The following is a 17,242-nucleotide window of genomic DNA, read 5'->3' as shown; positions in this document are numbered from 1 at the left end:
CGCACTCAGACCACGACGGCGATCGCCCCGCCCACTCCCCCGTCGGCCGAAATGTGGTTCGTTCCCCATATGACGATTCTGTCCTCTCGGCCAGCGTCGGACGCTGACACACTACTCAAAATTCGTTACACCACGGTGATCCGTTACATTCGGCCGTCCCGTGCGCCCCCGCAACGCGAAACGGCCCGGCCCCGGAGTCCCGGGGCCGGGCCGCTCGCATATGTCGAGTGGGGGCTTACTTGGCCCGCTCGAGCACCTCGACGAGGCGGTACCGCTTGGAGGCGGACAGCGGGCGGGTCTCCATGATCCGCACGCGGTCGCCGACTCCGGCGGTGTTGGTCTCGTCGTGGGCCTTGACCCGCTCGGTACGGCGCATGATCTTGCCGTACAGCGGGTGCTTCACGCGGTCCTCGAGCTCGACGATGATGGTCTTATCCATCTTGTCGGACACGACGTACCCGATGCGCACCTTGCGGCTGTTGCGCTCGGTGTTCTCGTTGGACTCAGTCACAACTGCTTCCTTGTCACTCACTTGGCATCACCCGGCGCCGCCGACAGACCGAGCTCGCGCTCGCGAATGACGGTGTAGATGCGAGCGATGTCGTGGCGGACGACACGCAGGCGACGGTTGTTGGTCAGCTGACCGGTGGCCATCTGGAAGCGCAGGTTGAACAGCTCTTCCTTGGCCTCACGCAGACGCGCGGTCAGCGCATCCGCATCGAGCTCACGCAGCTCGGGGGCGGTGGTTCCACTAGCCATCAGAACTGCTCCTCCCGGGTCACGATGCGGGTCTTGCACGGGAGCTTGTGCTGCGCGCGGCGAAGGGCCTCGCGAGCGGTCTCCTCGTTCGGGTACGACATCTCGAACAGGATGCGGCCCGGCTTGACATTGGCCACCCACCACTCGACCGAGCCCTTACCGGAACCCATCCGCACCTCGGCGGGCTTCTTGGTCAGGGGACGATCCGGATAGATGTTGATCCACACCTTGCCACCACGCTTGATGTGGCGGTTGATGGCGATACGTGCGGACTCGATCTGACGGTTGGTGACGTAGGCCGGCTCGAGAGCCTGGATGCCGTAGTCACCGAATGTCACCTTGGTGCCACCCTTTGCCCCGCCCTTACGGCCGGGGTGGTGCTGCTTGCGGTGCTTGACGCGCTTGGGGATAAGCACTGTCACGCCTCCCTGGTCTGGTTCTGCGGTGCCTCGGCAGGAGCCTCGGCGGCCGAGCCGGAACCGGCGCGGCCGGTCTCGGTGCTGGTCGCAGTGGTGCCCTGGGCCCCGGAGCGACGCGGACGACCGGCGCCACGCTCGCGGCGGGGACCGCGGTCGGCACCGCCACGGTTGCTGGACTGGGCGTACTGGTCGGACTCGCGACGGCCGCCGACCACGTCACCCTTGTAGATCCACACCTTGACACCGATACGACCGAAGGTCGTCTTGGCCTCGTAGGTGCCGTAGTCGATCTCGGCACGCAGGGTGTGCAGGGGGACGCGCCCCTCGTGGTAGCGCTCCGAACGGGACATCTCGGCACCGCCGAGACGACCCGAACAGACCACCTTGATGCCCTTGACCTGGGGCTGACGCATGGCCGACTGGATGCCCTTGCGCATCGCGCGACGGAACGCCACACGATTCGAGAGCTGCTCGGCGATCCCCTGGGCGACGAGCTGGGCGTCGGCCTCGGTGTTCTTGATCTCGAGGATGTTGAGGTGGACCTGCTTGGCGGTGAGCTTCTCGAGCTCCCCGCGAAGACGGTCCGCCTCGGCGCCCCGACGGCCGATCACGATGCCCGGGCGGGCCGTGTGAATGTCCACGTGGACCCGGTCACGGGTCCGCGAGATGTCGACCCCGGAGATACCGGCCCGCTCCATGCCCTTGGACAGGAGCTGACGGATCTTGATGTCCTCGGCGACGTAGTCGGCGTACTGCTTGTCGGCGAACCACTTGGACGTCCAGTCCGAGGTGATGCCGAGACGGAAGCCGTGCGGCTGGATCTTCTGTCCCATTTAGCGGGCACCTCCCTGGTTGCGACGTGCCCGACCGGAGCCGGTCTTCTCGGGCACGCTGGTCACCTCGATGGTGATGTGGCTCGTACGCTTACGCACGCGGAACGCACGACCCTGGGCACGCGGGCGGAAACGCTTGAGGGTCGGCCCCTCGTCGGCGTAGGCCGCCGTGACCACGAGGGTCCGGGGGTCCAGGTCGAGGTTGTTCTCGGCGTTGGCCATCGCGGAGGCGAGGACCTTGGCGACCGGCTCGCTGGCGGCCTGCGGGGCGAACCGCAGCGTGTTCAGCGCGTCGGCGGCGTCCTTGCCGCGGATGAGGTCGATCACACGACGCGCCTTCATGGGCGTGACGCGGACGAACTTGGCGGTGGCACGCGCGGAGAGCTGCTGCTCGGCCGTCGCCGTGCCGTCGTCGGTCTTCTTCGTATCAGTGCTCATCGACGCTTACTCTTCCGATCGTCCTTGATGTGCCCCTTGAACGTGCGCGTCGGCGCGAACTCGCCGAGCTTGTGACCCACCATCGAGTCGGACACGAATACGGGCACATGCTTGCGGCCGTCATGGACGGCGAACGTGTGGCCGATGAAATCGGGCAGGATCGTCGAGCGCCGCGACCAGGTCTTGATGACCTGATGCGTGCCCTTGTCGTTCTGCACGTCCACCTTCGCGAGGAGGTGTTCGTCGACGAACGGACCCTTCTTGAGACTACGAGGCATCCTAGTTTCCCTCCTTAACGCTTCTTACCGGTGCGACGGCGACGGACGATCATGCTGTCACTCGCCTTGTTGGGCTTGCGGGTCCGGCCCTCGGGCTGGCCCCACGGGCTGACGGGGTGACGTCCACCGGACGTCTTACCCTCGCCACCACCATGCGGGTGGTCGACGGGGTTCATGACCACGCCACGGACGGTCGGGCGAACGCCCTTCCACCGCATGCGGCCGGCCTTACCCCAGTTGATGTTGGCCTGCTCGGCGTTGCCGACCTCGCCGATCGTGGCGCGGCACCGCACGTCGACCCGACGGATCTCACCGGAGGGCATGCGGAGGGAGGCGTAGGTCCCCTCCTTACCGAGCAGCTGGATGCCCGCGCCGGCGGCGCGGGCCATCTTGGCGCCGCCGCCCGGACGGAGCTCCACCGCGTGCACCACGGTGCCTGCGGGGATGTTCCGGAGCGGGAGGTTGTTGCCGGTCTTGATGTCGGCGCCTGCACCCGACTCGACCTTCATGCCCTGCTTCAGGTTGCGCGGGGCGAGGATGTACCGCTTCTCGCCGTCCGCGTAGTGCAGGAGGGCGATGTTGGCGGTGCGGTTCGGGTCGTACTCGATGTGCGCGACGGTGGCGAGCACGCCGTCCTTGTCATTACGACGGAAGTCGATGACGCGGTACTGGCGCTTGTGGCCACCGCCCTTGTGGCGGCTGGTGATACGGCCGTGACCGTTGCGGCCGCCGGTCTTGCTCAGCGGGCGCAGCAGCGACTTCTCGGGCGTCGAGCGGGTGATCTCGGCGAAGTCCGAGACGCTCGAGCCGCGACGACCGGGGGTCGTGGGCTTGTACTTGCGGATAGCCATGAGGTTCTCTCGTCCTTAACTCTTCCCGCCGTCAGGCGGTCAGACCCGGGATCTCGATGGGCTTGCTGTCGGCCGCGAGGGTCACGATGGCGCGCTTGGTGCTCTTGCGCTGTCCGTACCCGGTGCGGGTGCGCTTGCGCTTGCCCTGACGGTTGGCGGTGTTCACGGACTCAACGGTGACGCCGAAGATCTCCTGGATGGCGATCTTGATCTGCGTCTTGTTGGCGCCCGGGGCGACCTGGAACGTGTACACGCCCTGCTCGAGCAGGCCGTAGGCCTTCTCGGAGACGACCGGGGCGAGGATCACGTCCCGGGGATCGGCGACGGTGCTCACTTGTCGGCCTCCTTCGCTGCCTTGCCGGCGAACGCACGGCTCGCCTGCGTGACGAACGCGTCCAGAGCCTCGACCGAGAACACGACGTCGTCAGCGTGGAGCACGTCGTAGGTGTTGAGCTGATCCGGAGCGATCGGATGGACGTGATCGAGGTTGGCCACGGAACGCCATGCGGCGACGTCCTCACGACCGACGACGATCAGGATCTTCTTGCGGTCGGACAGGGTGCCCAGGAAGTCGCGGACACCGGCCGTCGACGGCTTCTGTCCCTCGACGAACTCGGTCACCACGTGGAGGCGATCGGCCGAGACCCGGTCGGAGAGGGCACCGCGGAGCGCGGCGGCCTTCATTTTCTTGGGGGTGCGCTGCGAGTAGTCACGCGGCTTCGGGCCGTGGACGGTGCCGCCGCCGGTGTAGGCGGGGGCGCGGGTCGAACCCTGACGGGCGCGGCCGGTGCCCTTCTGGCGGAACGGCTTGCGGCCGCCGCCGCGGACCTCGCCACGGGTCTTGGTCGAGTGCGTGCCCTGACGCGCCGCGGCGAGCTGAGCCACCACGACCTGGTGCATCAGGGGCAGGTTGGGCTCGACGCCGAAGATCTCGGCGGGGAGCTCGACCGAACCGTCGGTCTTGCCCGCCGGGGTACGGACGTCCAGCTTGAGGTTCACGGTGTTCTCCGTGGTGGTCATGCGCGCGCACCGCCCTTCACTGCGGAACGGACCATCACGAGGCCGCCGTTACGACCCGGGATGGCTCCCTTGATGAGGAGGACGCCGGCCTCGGCGTCCACCTTGTGGACCTTGAGGTTCATGGTGGTCACGCGATCGTTGCCCATGCGGCCGGCCATCGACTTGCCCTTGAAGACGCGGCCCGGGGTCGATGCCCCGCCGATGGAACCCGGCTTGCGGTGTACGGCCTGCGTACCGTGCGAGGCACCCTGGCCGGCGAAGCCGTGGCGCTTCATGGTACCGGCGAAGCCCTTGCCCTTGGAGGTGCCGGTGACGTCGACGAACGCGCCGTCCTCGAACACGTCGGCGCCGATCTCCTGGCCGATCTCGAACCCGGCGGCCTGCTCGGCGTTGTCGAGTCGGATCTCGGCGAGGTGACGACGGGGGGTGACCCCGGCCTTATCGAACTGGCCGGCCACCGGCTTGGTGACCTTGCGGGGGTCGATCGCGCCGAACGCGATCTGGACGGCGTCGTAGCCGTCGGTCTCTTGGGTACGGATCCCGGTCACGACGCACGGCCCGGCCTTGACGACGGTAACCGGAACCACCCGGTTGTTCTCGTCGAAGACCTGGGTCATGCCGAGCTTGGCGCCCAGGATTCCCTTGATCTCGGTGTTAGTCATCTGTTCACTGTCTCCGCTGCACGTTGCTTGCTGACCGCTACGCGGTCGGAGGTCACTGGATGTTGACGTCGACGCTGGCAGGCAGGTCGATACGCATGAGAGCGTCCACGGTCTTCGGCGTGGGGTCGAGAATGTCGATCAACCGCTTGTGGGTACGCATCTCGAAGTGCTCACGCGAATCCTTGTACTTGTGCGGCGAGCGGATGACGCAGTAGACGTTCTTCTCGGTGGGCAGCGGCACGGGACCGACGACACGAGCACCCGTACGGGTCACCGTCTCGACGATCTTGCGGGCCGAGGCGTCGATAGCTTCATGGTCGTAGGCCTTGAGCCGGATGCGGATCTTTTGTCCCGCCACTTCGTCCTCTTCTCCTCCCGCCCGTGAGGGCGGCTGTCGTAAGCGCCCTCGCTGCGCGGGGACACTGTGTGTTCGCTTGTCATGTGTGACACCGTCAGACCGTCTACCACCCGGTCCCGTGCATCGGTGCTCCATCGTGGAGGACCCCGCCGCGCGCCCACGGGCATGACACGACTACGAGACCTCCAGAGGACGGAGTGCCACATCACTCGCGCGAGGCGAGGATGACGGCGGACCGATCCGCTGCCGCTGTTGACGTGTCACGACGCGTCCACGCGGTCGGGCGTGTCGCCCTCCCGCTTTTCCGGCGGGTGATCACTCACCCGCCCCGGTCGTGCTCGCCCGACCAACCCGACACTCCCCGGGGCCCATCGGGCCCATACGGGATCGCCGCCTTGTCCGGGCAACTTGACCAGTATGCAGTACATCGGCCGGAAGGGCAAAATCCCGGACGTCCCGGCGTCCTCGGGTGCGTCACGGACCCCGGCACGACGACCGGGTACTTCGGTAGCGTCGGGAAGACCAGAGTTCACACTCGGAGGAGACCACATCGTGAACAGCAGACGCGAGCCGCGGGACCCCGCCGCCTACAAACGGGACAGGCGGCAGGCGGTCCTGCGCCACCATCCGGACGCGGGCGGCGATCCCGATGAACTCTTCCGGGCACTCGCGGAAGTCGACCGCCGGCACGGGGTATCCGGTCCCGGGTACGACGCGCACGGCGCGAGTGCCGAACAGGTCGCCGCCGTCGCCGCGGCCGCGCTCGCCGGGGTCGCCGCGGTGGGGTTGTCGATCGCGATGACCATCCTCGGTCGTCGCAGGTAGTTCGGTCGCCGCAGGTAGCTCGCTCGTCGCACGAAACTCGGTCGCCTCAGATAAACCGGTCGTCCACTCCCCCGGGCACGCGTGAACCACCGCGAAATGCGGGAAGGGCGCCCCACCTGACGGTGGGGCGCCCTTCCTCGATCGACCCGGGGATTCACCCGGACCGAGCGGTCAGTGGATCACTTGATGATCTTGGTGACCTGTCCGGCGCCGACGGTGCGGCCACCCTCGCGGATCGCGAAGCGCAGGCCCTCATCCATGGCGACCGGCTGGATGAGCTCGACGCTCATCTCGGTGTTGTCGCCCGGCATGACCATCTCGGTGCCCTCGGGGAGGGTCACGACGCCGGTCACGTCCGTGGTACGGAAGTAGAACTGCGGGCGGTAGTTGTTGAAGAACGGCGTGTGACGGCCGCCCTCGTCCTTGGACAGGATGTACGCCTGGCCCTCGAACGTGGTGTGCGGGGTGTAGGCGCCCGGCTTGATGACGACCTGGCCACGCTCGACGTCCTCGCGCTTGAGACCACGGACGAGCAGACCGACGTTGTCGCCGGCCTCGCCGTAGTCGAGCAGCTTACGGAACATCTCGATGCCCGTGATGGTGGTCTTGGTGGCCTTCTCCTTGATGCCGATGAGCTCGACATCCTCGTTCACGTTGATCTGGCCACGCTCGATACGACCGGTGACGACGGTGCCACGACCGGTGATCGTGAAGACATCCTCGACGGGCATGAGGAACGGCTTGTCGGTCTCACGCTCGGGATCCGGGACGGAGTCGTCGCAGGCCTGCATGAGGTCGACGATGGCCTGGACCCACTTCGGGTCACCCTCGAGCGCCTTGAGCGCCGAGATGTGGACGACCGGAGCGTCCTCGTCGAAGTCCTGCGACGCCAGCAGCTCGCGGACCTCCATCTCGACGAGCTCGAGGATCTCCTCGTCGTCGACCATGTCGCACTTGTTCAGGGCGACGAGGATGTAGGGCACACCGACCTGACGGGCGAGCAGCACGTGCTCACGGGTCTGCGGCATGGGGCCGTCGGTGGCCGCCACGACGAGGATCGCGCCGTCCATCTGGGCGGCACCGGTGATCATGTTCTTGATGTAGTCGGCGTGACCGGGGGCGTCGACGTGCGCGTAGTGGCGCTTCTCGGTCTGGTACTCGACGTGGGAGATGTTGATCGTGATACCACGAGCCTTCTCCTCCGGCGCCTTGTCGATCTCGTCGAACGCGAACGCGTCGTTGAGGTCGGGGTAGGTGTCCGCCAGAACCTTGGTGATGGCCGCGGTGGTGGTGGTCTTGCCGTGGTCGACGTGACCGATGGTGCCGATGTTTACGTGCGGTTTGGTCCGCTCGAACTTCGCCTTCGCCACTTGGTGTCCTCCTGGACTGGTCTGTCCCCACCTGGAGGTGGGCACTGCTTTGTGTGGGATCTGATCTTACTCATCGTGCCGTGTTGAGCACGAACCGGCGGCCACCCGGAGGTTCGACCGTGCGCCGCCGGCATCGGCCCCACCCCGCCTGACGGCGGGGCGGGACCAGTACCGGTTACTCGCCGGTCGCCTTGGCGATGATCTCCTTGGCCACGCCCGCCGGAACCTCGGCGTAGTGGGAGAAGACCATCGAGTAGTTGGCCCGGCCCTGCGTCTTCGACCGGAGGTCGCCGACGTAGCCGAACATCTCGGAGAGCGGCACGTGGGCCTTGACGACGCGGGCGCCGGAGCGCTCCTCCATCGCCTGGATCTGGCCGCGGCGGGAGTTGATGTCGCCGATGACGTCACCCATGTAGTCCTCGGGCGTGACGACCTCCACGGCCATCAGCGGCTCCAGGATCACGGGCTGGCACTTACGGGCGGCCTCCTTGAAGGCCATGGAGCCCGCGACCTTGAACGCCATCTCGGACGAGTCGACCTCGTGGTACGCGCCGTCGACGAGCGTCGCCTTGACGTTGACCATCGGGTAGCCGGCGAGGATGCCGTACTGCATGGCGTCCTTGATGCCGGCGTCCACGGAGGGGATGTACTCCTTGGGCACGCGGCCACCGGTGACCTTGTCGCTGAACTCGTAGGTCTCGCCGGCTTCGACGGCCTCCTGGTCCAGCGGGCCGAGCGCGATCTGCACCTTCGCGAACTGACCGGAACCACCGGTCTGCTTCTTGTGGGTGTAGTCGAACTTGTCGATCGAGCCCTTGATGGTCTCGCGGTACGCGACCTGCGGCTTGCCGACGTTGGCCTCGACCTTGAACTCGCGCTTCATCCGGTCGACGAGCACGTCCAGGTGGAGCTCGCCCATTCCGCCGATGACGGTCTGCCCGGTCTCCTCGTCCAGCCGCACGGAGAACGTCGGATCCTCACGGGCCAGCTTCTGGATGGCCGTGCCGAGCTTCTCCTGGTCGGCCTTGGTCTTGGGCTCGATGGAGACGTCGATGACCGGGTCCGGGAAGGTCATGGACTCGAGGATGACCTGGTTGTTCAGGTCACACAGTGTGTCACCCGTCGTGGTGTCCTTCAGCCCGATGAACGCGTAGATGTGGCCGGCGACGGCCTCCTCCACGGGCATCTCCTTGTTGGCGTGCATCTGGAAGAGCTTGCCGACGCGCTCCTTCTTCCCCTTGGTCGCGTTCTGCACCTGGGTGCTCGGGTCGATGCGGCCCGAGTAGACACGGACGAAGGTCAGCTCTCCGAAGAACGGGTGCACGGCGATCTTGAACGCGAGCGCCGCGAACGGCTCGTCCTTGGACGGCTTGCGGAGGATCTCCGTCTCCTCGTCCCCGACCTTGTGGCCGTGGACCTCGCCGACGTCCAGCGGGTTGGGGAGGTAGGCGATGACGGCGTCGAGCAGCGGCTGGATGCCCTTGTTCTTGTACGCCGAACCACACAGCACCGGGTAGATCTCGGCGTTGACGACCATCTTGCGGATCGCCGCCTGGATCTCGTCCTTCGTCAGCTCCTCGCCACCGAAATACTTCTCCATCAGCGCCTCGTCGCTCTCGGCGACGGTCTCGAGGAGCTTCTCGCGGTACTCCGCGGCCTTCTCCTGCAGGTCGGCCGGGATGTCCTGCACCTGCGCCTCGGTGCCGATGTCGGTCTTGCCTGGCCAGACGAGCGCCTTCATCTCGACGAGGTCGACGACACCGTCGAACTCGTCCTCGGCGCCGATCGGGAGCTGCAGGACCAGCGGCTTCGCGCCGAGACGGTCGACGATGGTCTGGACCGTGTAGAAGAAGTCCGCGCCCATCTTGTCCATCTTGTTGACGAAGCAGATGCGGGGCACATCGTACTTCTCGGCCTGACGCCAGACCTGCTCGGACTGGGGCTCGACGCCCTCCTTGCCGTCGAAGACGGCGACGGCGCCGTCCAGGACGCGCAGGGACCGCTCCACCTCGACGGTGAAGTCGACGTGGCCCGGGGTGTCGATGATGTTGATCTGGTTGTTGGACCAGAAACAGGTGACGGCGGCGGACGTGATCGTGATGCCGCGCTCTTTCTCCTGCTCCATCCAGTCGGTGGTCGACGCACCGTCGTGCGTCTCGCCTGCCTTGCGGTTGACACCCGTGTAGAACAGGATGCGCTCGGTGACGGTGGTCTTACCGGCGTCGATGTGCGCCATGATGCCGATGTTGCGGACCTTGTTGAGGTCGGTCAGCACGTCCTGTGCCACGGATTCTCCCGAATGTGAGTCGTCGGTGGCCCGTGCGGTCGCTGTCGACCGTCCGAACCGGGTCGGTAGTGCTGCCGGTACCTGCACGCGGGGCGTGAGGTACGGGCCTTGATCAATGATGCCACCCGGCGGGTGACAACGGGACCCTGGCCGGGGGGACGTGGATACCCACGCCCCGGCCCGGGTCCCGACGCGTCACCAGCGGTAGTGAGCGAACGCCCGGTTTGCCTCGGCCATCTTGTGGGTGTCCTCGCGGCGCTTGACCGCGGCACCCAGACCGTTGGAGGCGTCCAGGATCTCGTTGGCCAGACGCTCGACCATCGTGTTCTCACGACGCTGCCGGGAGAACGTCACCAGCCAGCGCATCGCCAGGGTCGTCGAACGACCGGGGCGGACCTCGACGGGCACCTGGTAGGTGGCGCCGCCGACACGACGGGAGCGGACCTCGAGAGCCGGCTTGACGTTGTCGAGCGCCTTCTTGAGGGTGATGACCGGATCGGTTCCGGTCTTCTCGCGGCAGATCTCCAGCGCGGAGTAGACGATGCGCTCGGCGGTCGTCTTCTTGCCGTCGAGGAGGATCTTGTTCACGAGCTGGGTGACCAGCGGCGACCCGTAGACCGGGTCGTTGATCAGCTGGCGCTTGGGGGCGGGACCCTTACGAGGCATTACTTCTCCTTCTTGGCGCCGTAGCGGGAGCGGGCCTGCTTGCGGTCCTTCACACCCTGGGTGTCGAGCGAGCCGCGGATGATCTTGTAGCGCACACCCGGGAGGTCCTTCACACGCCCGCCGCGCACGAGCACCATGGAGTGCTCCTGCAGGTTGTGGCCCTCACCGGGGATGTAGGCGGAGACCTCGATACCGGTGGTCAGGCGCACACGGGCGACCTTACGGAGCGCGGAGTTCGGCTTCTTGGGGGTCGTGGTGTACACACGGGTGCACACGCCACGACGCTGAGGCGAACCCTTGAGGGCAGCCGTCGACGTCGCCGACTTCTTGTCCTGGCGGCCCTTGCGGACCAGCTGGTTGATGGTTGGCATGAACCGACTTTCTCTAGCTGGCGGCCTCCACGGGGGCGACCACCGGTCACTGGGACGTTGCTCGTATCCGGACTCTCGCGCGCCTGTCGCCGCGCACGGCCGACCATGTCAGCCGCTCTCGCTGGCCTACCGGGCACGATCGTCCAGCTCGCGCACTGCGAGCACGATGGTGAAGCCTAACCGCCGGGGGATGCAGCGGTCAAAATGGGCCGGTCGCGGCATCTCCCGCGGGCGGGGCTCCGGCCGCATCGAGGACCGTGTCCAGGGTATGGGCCCAGAATCTCACGATCTTGTCACGTCGCGCCGAGTCGTCGGACAGGACGTCCGCGAGCCCCAGCCCCCTAGCGAGGTCCAGGGTGGTCTGGAGTGCGCGCCGGATTCGCGCGTCACCCGGATCGCGACCCAGGGCGGCCGCGGCGATGGACAGGACCTCACGGGACATGTGGTTCTCGAGCGGGAGCACGCGGTCCCTGAGGGCCGGGTCTGAGGCCGCCGCGGTCCATACGTGGAGCGCGGCCTTGAACAGGTCGGACGTGTAGTGCCCGACTATGAGCCGGACCACCGCGACCGTTCGCTCGGGTCCGGGCTCGGGAAGGTCGAGGCCCACGGTCCGGACGTCCTCGAGTCGCTGTTCGATCATGTGCCCGAGCGCGGCGGTGATGAGGTCCTCGCGCGTCGGGAAGTGGTGCTGGGCGGCGCCCCGTGAGACGCCGGCGGCGGCGGCCACCGCACCCACGGTGGTCGCCGCCCAGCCCTGCGTCGCGAGGAGGTCGATCGAGGCACCGAGCAGACGCTCCCGCGTGATACGGCTCCTGTCCTGCTTGGGGGCGCGCTGCTCGGGTGCCGTCATGTGTCCTCCTGTTACCAGTCCTGCTCGTCGTAGATGATCACACCGCGGATGTTCTTGCCGTCGCGCATGTCCTGGTACCCCTGGTTGATCTCCTCGAGCCGGTACGTCTTGGTGACGAGCTCGTCCAGTTTGAGGTTCCCGGCGCGGTACTGGTGCAGCAGGTGCGGGATCTGCTTGCGCGGGCCGGTGCCACCGAAGATGGCGCCCTGCAGGGTCTTCTGCTGCATCGCCAGGTCCATGATTGACACCTGGGCGTCGACGGCCATCATGTCCCCCAGGCCCACCACGACACACCGGCGGCCCTTGCCCGTGAGGAGCAGACCGGGGAGCAGGTCTTTGCCCTCGACCACGCCCATCGTGAGGATGACCAGATCGGCCATCCGACCCCAGCTGATCTCTCCGACCAGTGCCATCGCCTCGTCCATGGAGCTGCAGGTGTGGGTGGCCCCGAACTCCTTGGCCTTCTCGCGCTTGAACTCGACCGGGTCGACGGCGACGATCGCGCGAGCTCCCGCGGCAGCCGCGCCCTGCACCGAGTTGATGCCGATCCCACCGACTCCCACGACCACCACGATGTCGCCCTCCTTCGCCCCACCGATCTCCGTGGCCGAGCCCCAGCCCGTGGCGACGCCGCAGCCCAGCAGGGCGGCCTTGTCGAGCGGGATGTCCTTCTCGATCTTGACGACGGACGACTGGTGGACGGTCACGTACGGCGAGAATGTCCCGAGAACACACATCGAGGCGACCGGCTCGCCCGCGGTGGTGTGGACCCGGTAGGTGTCATCGCTGATCGCGCGGCCGGTCAGCAGGCCGGCACCGTTGTCACAGAGGTTCTGGAGCCCCTCTGCGCAGGGCGGGCAGGTGCCACAGGCGGGAATGAACGCCAGGACGACGTGGTCACCCTCCTCGATCCCGGTGACGCCCTCACCGACCTTGGTGACGACACCGGCACCCTCGTGTCCGCCGAGGATGGGGTAGGTCTCGAACTGCAGGTCGCCGGTGAGCAGGTGCTCGTCCGAATGGCAGAGGCCCGATGCGGCCAACTTGACCTGGACCTCACCGACCCTGGGATCGCCCAGATCGACCTCGACGACCTCCCAGCCGTCCTGCTTTGGCTCCCTGATGATGGCGGCCTTGGTACGCATGCATGTACTCCTAGTGTGAAGGGGTGATGTGGCGCTGGTGATGTGGCTCTGGTCACGTGACCAGCGCCACATCCCACGCTACTCCGTGTCGGTCGCCCAGGAGGGCTGTCTGCGTTCCAGGAACGCGGTCATTCCCTCGGCGACCTCGGGGGTCGTGAACAGACGGGCGGTGACTCCCGCCAGCTCCTCCCCACGCGCTTCGAGCTCGGCGAGCACGGGCGCCGCGAGCAGGGCCTTGTTCTCCTCGAGCCCCTGGGGTGAGCAGGGCCGGAAGGCGGCCACAAGCTCGCCGACCGCACCCTGGACATCTTCGACCGAATCGGAGAGCAACCCGATCCGCAGCGCGTGCCCGGAGTCGAACTTCTCCCCCGTCAGCAGGGCTCGAGCGAGGTCCCTCGAGTTCACGCGTGCGGCCAGGGGCACGGAGATCATCGCGGCCGCCAGTCCGAGGCGGACCTCGGTGAGCGCGAAGGACGAGGACGGACCGGCGATCGCGAAATCGCAGGCCGACACCAGACCCATTCCGCCCGCGCGTACGTGGCCGTCGACCGCGGCGATCACCGGCTTCGGGTGGGAGAGGATCGCGGACAGCACGCCCAGGAAGATCCGGGTCCGCTCGGCGGCCTGCTCTTCGGGGCTCCCCTGGTTCGCGGACGCCTCGGACAGATCCGCACCGGCGCAGAACGTCCCGCCGGCGTGCCCGAGGACGACGACGCGGGCGGTGTCGTCCCCGGCGGCCCGGTCGAGCGCCGCGTGGAGTTGCTCGATCAGGGGGGTCGAGAGGGCGTTGCGGTTGTGTTGCGAGTCCAGGGTGAGGCGGGCTGCGCCCCCATGGACCTCGTAGTGCACCAGCGTCTGGTCTTCCACCGCGCTCACCTCAGTAGCTCTTCGGCAGCCCGAGCGAGTGCTGGGCCACGTAGTTGAGGATCATCTCCCGACTGACCGGGGCGATACGGGGCAGACGCGACGCGGCGAGCATGCCGGCCAGTCCGTACTCGACCGACAGACCGTTGCCACCGAGGGTCTGGATGGCCTGGTCCACGGTGCGGGCCGAGACCTCACCGGAGGCGTACTTCGCCATGTTGGCGGCCTCGCCGGCCAGGTCGTCCCTGCCGGCGTCCACCAGGGCCGCGGCCTTGCGCATCATCAACCGCGCCAGCTCGAGTTCGATCTTGCATTGCGCCAGCGGGTGTGACACGCCCTGGTGGGCGCCGATCGGGGTCTTCCACACCTGCCGCTCGTTGGCGTACTTGGTCGCCCGGTCCATGGCGAAACGGGCGATGCCCACAGCCATGCCCGAGGCCATGATGCGCTCCGGGTTGAGACCGGCGAAGAGCATGAGCAGCGCCGTGTCGCCGTCGCCGATGAGCGCCTCGGCCGGCAGCCGGACATCGTCGAAGTACAGCTGGAACTGCCGCTCGGGGGTCCGCACCTCGGTGGGGATGTGCGTCTTGGCGAGGCCCGGGGCGTCCGTGGGCACCATCAACAAGGCCGGCTGGAGCTTGCCGCTGGTCGCGCCCTCGAGGCGGGCGACGACGAGGATGGCGTCGGCCTGGTCGACACCGGAGATGTAGGTCTTCTGCCCGCTGAGCAGGAAATCGGAGCCGTCGCGGCGGGCCGTGGTGGTGATCGCGTGCGAGTTGGATCCGGCGTCGGGCTCGGTGATCGCGAAGGAGGTGATGGTCTCACCGGAGGCGATGCCCGGCAGCCACCTCTTCTTCTGCTCCTCGGTGCCGAAGCGCGAGATGATCGTGCCGTTGATGGCCGGCGAGACGACCATCATGAGCAGGCCGGCGCCCGCCGCGGAGAGCTCCTCCTCCACGATGGCGAGCTCGGTCATCCCGGCTCCGCCGCCACCGTACTCCGCCGGCAGGTTCACGCCGAGCAGGCCGAGCTTGCCGGCCTCGGTCCACAACTCGTTGGTGGTCTCGCCGGTGTCGGACTTGTCCCGCATGTACTCGATGCCGTACCGCGAGCCCAGCTCGAAGGCCACCTGGCGGAGCTGCGTCTGCTCCTCCGTGTCGATGGCGGGATTGGGGATCTGTGAGATGTCGGTCATCGTGATCGGTCCTGTTCGGTGTCGGTGTCGGTGTCGAGATCGGAGAGGACGGCGAGGACCGTTCCCGATTCGACCTGTGTGCCGACCTCCACGGGGAGCTCGGCGACGATGCCGTCGACGGCGGCGGCGATGGTGTGTTCCATCTTCATGGCCTCCATCCAGAGCAACGGCTGTCCGGCGGTGACGGTGTCGCCGACGGCGACCGCGACGCGGATGACCGCGCCCGGCATAGGTGCGAGCAGCGACCCCGCGGCGACCTCGGCGGCGGGGTCGGTATAGCGCGGCGGCTCGACGAGTGAGACGGGACCGAGCGGGGAGTCGACCTCGACGACGGTGTCCGCACCCGGGGTCTCGTAGCGGGCCACGGTGAAGACGCGACGCACTCCCCTGACCTCGAAGACGGCGGAGTCGGGGGCCACCGCCTCGACGGTGACGATCCCGGCGAGGTCTCCGTCCGGGCGGGCGCCGGAACGCTCGCGGATGTAGGCCACCTCGAACTCGTCCTCACCGTGGCGGAACGTCCGCTTCTGCAGCGTGCGCCCGACGTTGCGGAACCCGGCCTGGGCCAGCGCCACCGGTCCGGCGAGGTGGTCGGCGGTTCCGGAGACCACCGCCGCGGCCAGCGCGGAGATCGCGACGGCCTCGGGGCCGGCGAGCGGCGCGGCGAGCGACTCGGCGCCGTGGTCGTCGAGGAACGTCGTCGACAGGTTGCCGGCGATGAACTCCGGGTGCCGGAGCACGCGGACGAGTTGGGCGCGGTTGGTGACCAGACCGTGGACCCGCGCACGAGCCAGGGCACCGGCGAGGGAGGCACAGGCCTCAGCGCGCGTGCGGCCGTAGGAGATGACCTTGGCGAGCATCGGGTCGTAGTGCACTCCGATGAGGGCACCGTCGGCGCCCGGCTCGACGCCGCTGTCCAGCCGGATTCCCGGGCGGTGGGGGCCCTCGAAGCTCGAGGAGACCCCGCGGACGTCGAGCGCCCAGAGGGTTCCCGACCCCGGCGTGTAGTCGCCTGCGGGATCCTCTGCGTAGAGGCGGGCCTCCAGTGACCAGCCGTGGGTGGCCGGTGGCTCCGCGGACGGCAGCGGCAGGCCCGCCGCCACGTCGAACTGCAGGGCGACCAGATCGAGTCCGGTGGTGGCCTCGGTGACCGGGTGCTCCACCTGGAGGCGGGTGTTCATCTCGAGGAAGAAGAACTCGCCGTCGTCGGTGGCCAGGAACTCGACCGTGCCGGCGCCGGTGTACCCGATCGCGGAGGCGGCGTCGCGGGCTGCCTTGTAGAGCGCCTCCCGCATTCCCGGAGTCCGCTCGACGAGGGGACTGGGGGCCTCCTCGATGACCTTCTGGTGGCGGCGCTGGATGGAACACTCGCGCTCCCCCACCGCCCAGACGGTGCCGTGCGAGTCGGCCATGATCTGGACCTCGATGTGACGTCCACGCTCGAGGTAGCGCTCGCAGAACACCGCGTCGTCGCCGAAGGCGGACTTCGCCTCGCGCTGCGCGCCTTCGATCTCGTCGTGCAGCGAGTCGAGGGTGCGGACGATCCGCATGCCGCGACCTCCGCCACCGGCGGACGCCTTGACGAGCACCGGGAGCATGTCCTCGGTGAGGTCGGCGGGCTCGAGGTCGGTGAGCATCGGCACGCCGGCCTCGCCCATAATCTTCTTGGCCTCGATCTTGGAGCCCATGGCCTCGATGGCCGCAACCGGCGGGCCGACCCAGGTCAGGCCCGCGTCGATCACGTCGCGGGCGAACCCGGCGTTCTCAGACAGGAACCCGTATCCGGGGTGGATGGCGTCGGCGCCGGCCGCCTCGGCCGCGGCGATGACCAGATCACCGCGCAGGTAGGTCTCGGCGGGGGTGTTGCCGGGCAGGCGGACGGCGGCGTCGGCCTCGCGGGTGTGGGGCGCCTCGGCATCGGCGTCGGAGAACACGGCGACAGTGGTCATGCCGAGTAACCGCGCGGTGTGGTGGACGCGTCGGGCGATCTCGCCGCGGTTGGCCACCAGGACTGAAGTGATCGGAGTCGGGATTGATGAATTCTCCATGAT

General features: G+C 67.7%; 21 protein-coding genes. 1 reads left to right on the top strand and 20 read right to left on the bottom strand.

Features of this window, described 5'->3' with window-relative positions:
• Positions 1-235 precede the first annotated feature (235 nt).
• From rpsQ to rpsJ, 11 genes are read right to left on the bottom strand one after another with little or no spacing between them, the layout of a single operon-like run.
• Positions 236-532, bottom strand: a complete 297-nt coding sequence (rpsQ, locus tag CK206_RS16505; RefSeq protein ID WP_173674809.1) for a 30S ribosomal protein S17 — start codon at positions 530-532, stop codon at positions 236-238.
• Positions 529-759, bottom strand: a complete 231-nt coding sequence (gene rpmC, locus CK206_RS16500) for a 50S ribosomal protein L29 (protein ID WP_017838199.1) — start codon at positions 757-759, stop codon at positions 529-531. The genes rpsQ and rpmC overlap by 4 nt, the downstream gene beginning before the upstream one ends.
• Positions 759-1,175, bottom strand: coding sequence for a 50S ribosomal protein L16 (gene rplP / locus CK206_RS16495; RefSeq protein WP_010541175.1), 417 nt, complete (start codon positions 1,173-1,175; stop codon positions 759-761). The genes rpmC and rplP overlap by 1 nt, the downstream gene beginning before the upstream one ends.
• Positions 1,176-1,177: 2 nt before the next feature.
• Positions 1,178-2,011, bottom strand: coding sequence for a 30S ribosomal protein S3 (gene rpsC / locus CK206_RS16490; RefSeq protein WP_067716670.1), 834 nt, complete (start codon positions 2,009-2,011; stop codon positions 1,178-1,180).
• Positions 2,012-2,449: a 50S ribosomal protein L22 gene (rplV, locus tag CK206_RS16485; RefSeq protein ID WP_067716673.1), complete on the bottom strand. Its 438-nt coding sequence runs from the start codon at positions 2,447-2,449 to the stop codon at positions 2,012-2,014.
• Entirely contained in the window at positions 2,446-2,727 is a 282-nt protein-coding gene (gene rpsS / locus CK206_RS16480; RefSeq protein ID WP_007628126.1) for a 30S ribosomal protein S19, read from the bottom strand. The genes rplV and rpsS overlap by 4 nt, the downstream gene beginning before the upstream one ends.
• 14 nt (positions 2,728-2,741) lie before the next feature.
• Positions 2,742-3,578, bottom strand: coding sequence for a 50S ribosomal protein L2 (gene rplB / locus CK206_RS16475; protein WP_067716676.1), 837 nt, complete (start codon positions 3,576-3,578; stop codon positions 2,742-2,744).
• Positions 3,579-3,609: 31 nt separating this feature from the next.
• On the bottom strand, positions 3,610-3,912 hold the full coding sequence (gene rplW / locus CK206_RS16470; RefSeq protein ID WP_067716678.1) for a 50S ribosomal protein L23: 303 nt from the start codon (positions 3,910-3,912) through the stop codon (positions 3,610-3,612).
• The gene (gene rplD, locus CK206_RS16465; protein WP_067716681.1) at positions 3,909-4,598 is read right to left on the bottom strand and encodes a 50S ribosomal protein L4; all 690 of its coding nucleotides are present in this window, start codon (positions 4,596-4,598) and stop codon (positions 3,909-3,911) included. Before rplD ends, rplW begins: the two co-directional genes overlap by 4 nt.
• Positions 4,595-5,260: a 50S ribosomal protein L3 gene (rplC, locus tag CK206_RS16460; protein WP_096907062.1), complete on the bottom strand. Its 666-nt coding sequence runs from the start codon at positions 5,258-5,260 to the stop codon at positions 4,595-4,597. The genes rplD and rplC overlap by 4 nt, the downstream gene beginning before the upstream one ends.
• A 52-nt stretch (positions 5,261-5,312) precedes the next feature.
• Positions 5,313-5,618: a 30S ribosomal protein S10 gene (gene rpsJ / locus CK206_RS16455; protein WP_003938093.1), complete on the bottom strand. Its 306-nt coding sequence runs from the start codon at positions 5,616-5,618 to the stop codon at positions 5,313-5,315.
• A gap of 552 nt (positions 5,619-6,170) precedes the next feature.
• On the opposite strand from rpsJ, the gene CK206_RS16450 reads away from it, so the two are divergent.
• Positions 6,171-6,443, top strand: a complete 273-nt coding sequence (locus CK206_RS16450; protein WP_069388740.1) for a hypothetical protein — start codon at positions 6,171-6,173, stop codon at positions 6,441-6,443.
• 179 nt (positions 6,444-6,622) lie between these two features.
• Here CK206_RS16450 and tuf read toward each other — a convergent pair whose 3' ends face one another.
• The 9 genes from tuf to CK206_RS16405 all read right to left on the bottom strand — a co-directional run bounded on the left by tuf (position 6,623) and on the right by CK206_RS16405 (position 17,239).
• Positions 6,623-7,813, bottom strand: a complete 1,191-nt coding sequence (gene tuf, locus CK206_RS16445) for an elongation factor Tu (RefSeq protein ID WP_067716691.1) — start codon at positions 7,811-7,813, stop codon at positions 6,623-6,625.
• Positions 7,814-7,988: 175 nt separating this feature from the next.
• Positions 7,989-10,100: an elongation factor G gene (fusA, locus tag CK206_RS16440; RefSeq protein WP_096907061.1), complete on the bottom strand. Its 2,112-nt coding sequence runs from the start codon at positions 10,098-10,100 to the stop codon at positions 7,989-7,991.
• Between the two features lie 195 nt (positions 10,101-10,295).
• A complete protein-coding gene (gene rpsG / locus CK206_RS16435) occupies positions 10,296-10,766 on the bottom strand; it encodes a 30S ribosomal protein S7 (protein WP_067716696.1) in 471 nt (156 codons plus the stop codon).
• Positions 10,766-11,137, bottom strand: a complete 372-nt coding sequence (gene rpsL / locus CK206_RS16430; RefSeq protein ID WP_010541164.1) for a 30S ribosomal protein S12 — start codon at positions 11,135-11,137, stop codon at positions 10,766-10,768. The genes rpsG and rpsL overlap by 1 nt, the downstream gene beginning before the upstream one ends.
• 199 nt (positions 11,138-11,336) lie before the next feature.
• On the bottom strand, positions 11,337-11,987 hold the full coding sequence (locus CK206_RS16425; RefSeq protein WP_067716699.1) for a TetR/AcrR family transcriptional regulator: 651 nt from the start codon (positions 11,985-11,987) through the stop codon (positions 11,337-11,339).
• An 11-nt stretch (positions 11,988-11,998) separates the two neighbouring features.
• A complete protein-coding gene (locus CK206_RS16420; RefSeq protein WP_069388741.1) occupies positions 11,999-13,132 on the bottom strand; it encodes an NDMA-dependent alcohol dehydrogenase in 1,134 nt (377 codons plus the stop codon).
• A 78-nt stretch (positions 13,133-13,210) separates the two neighbouring features.
• Entirely contained in the window at positions 13,211-14,008 is a 798-nt protein-coding gene (locus tag CK206_RS16415) for an enoyl-CoA hydratase family protein (protein ID WP_069388742.1), read from the bottom strand.
• Between the two features lies 1 nt (position 14,009).
• Positions 14,010-15,191: an acyl-CoA dehydrogenase family protein gene (locus tag CK206_RS16410; protein WP_069388743.1), complete on the bottom strand. Its 1,182-nt coding sequence runs from the start codon at positions 15,189-15,191 to the stop codon at positions 14,010-14,012.
• Complete coding sequence (locus CK206_RS16405; RefSeq protein ID WP_069388744.1) at positions 15,188-17,239, bottom strand: biotin carboxylase N-terminal domain-containing protein; 2,052 nt, start codon at positions 17,237-17,239, stop codon at positions 15,188-15,190. The genes CK206_RS16410 and CK206_RS16405 overlap by 4 nt, the downstream gene beginning before the upstream one ends.
• Between the last annotated feature and the right edge of the window lie 3 nt (positions 17,240-17,242).

This window comes from Dietzia sp. WMMA184, from assembly GCF_002441635.1.
Classification (GTDB): Bacteria; Actinomycetota; Actinomycetes; order Mycobacteriales; family Mycobacteriaceae; genus Dietzia; species Dietzia kunjamensis.
Note: the sequence above shows the minus strand (reverse complement) of the source record. Positions and strands in the feature narration are given on the sequence as shown.

What these genes read in the sequence shown, in the direction of transcription:
- rpmC (WP_017838199.1), bottom strand. Translation starts at nt 759, where the DNA reads ATGGCTAGTGGAACCACCGCCCCCGAGCTGCGTGAGCTCGATGCGGAT.
- rpsC (WP_067716670.1), bottom strand. Translation starts at nt 2,011, where the DNA reads ATGGGACAGAAGATCCAGCCGCACGGCTTCCGTCTCGGCATCACCTCG.
- rplV (WP_067716673.1), bottom strand. Translation starts at nt 2,449, where the DNA reads ATGAGCACTGATACGAAGAAGACCGACGACGGCACGGCGACGGCCGAG.
- rpsS (WP_007628126.1), bottom strand. Translation starts at nt 2,727, where the DNA reads ATGCCTCGTAGTCTCAAGAAGGGTCCGTTCGTCGACGAACACCTCCTC.
- rplB (WP_067716676.1), bottom strand. Translation starts at nt 3,578, where the DNA reads ATGGCTATCCGCAAGTACAAGCCCACGACCCCCGGTCGTCGCGGCTCG.
- rplD (WP_067716681.1), bottom strand. Translation starts at nt 4,598, where the DNA reads ATGACCACCACGGAGAACACCGTGAACCTCAAGCTGGACGTCCGTACC.
- rplC (WP_096907062.1), bottom strand. Translation starts at nt 5,260, where the DNA reads ATGACTAACACCGAGATCAAGGGAATCCTGGGCGCCAAGCTCGGCATG.
- rpsG (WP_067716696.1), bottom strand. Translation starts at nt 10,766, where the DNA reads ATGCCTCGTAAGGGTCCCGCCCCCAAGCGCCAGCTGATCAACGACCCG.
- rpsL (WP_010541164.1), bottom strand. Translation starts at nt 11,137, where the DNA reads ATGCCAACCATCAACCAGCTGGTCCGCAAGGGCCGCCAGGACAAGAAG.
- CK206_RS16425 (WP_067716699.1), bottom strand. Translation starts at nt 11,987, where the DNA reads ATGACGGCACCCGAGCAGCGCGCCCCCAAGCAGGACAGGAGCCGTATC.
- CK206_RS16420 (WP_069388741.1), bottom strand. Translation starts at nt 13,132, where the DNA reads ATGCGTACCAAGGCCGCCATCATCAGGGAGCCAAAGCAGGACGGCTGG.
- CK206_RS16410 (WP_069388743.1), bottom strand. Translation starts at nt 15,191, where the DNA reads ATGACCGACATCTCACAGATCCCCAATCCCGCCATCGACACGGAGGAG.
- CK206_RS16405 (WP_069388744.1), bottom strand. Translation starts at nt 17,239, where the DNA reads ATGGAGAATTCATCAATCCCGACTCCGATCACTTCAGTCCTGGTGGCC.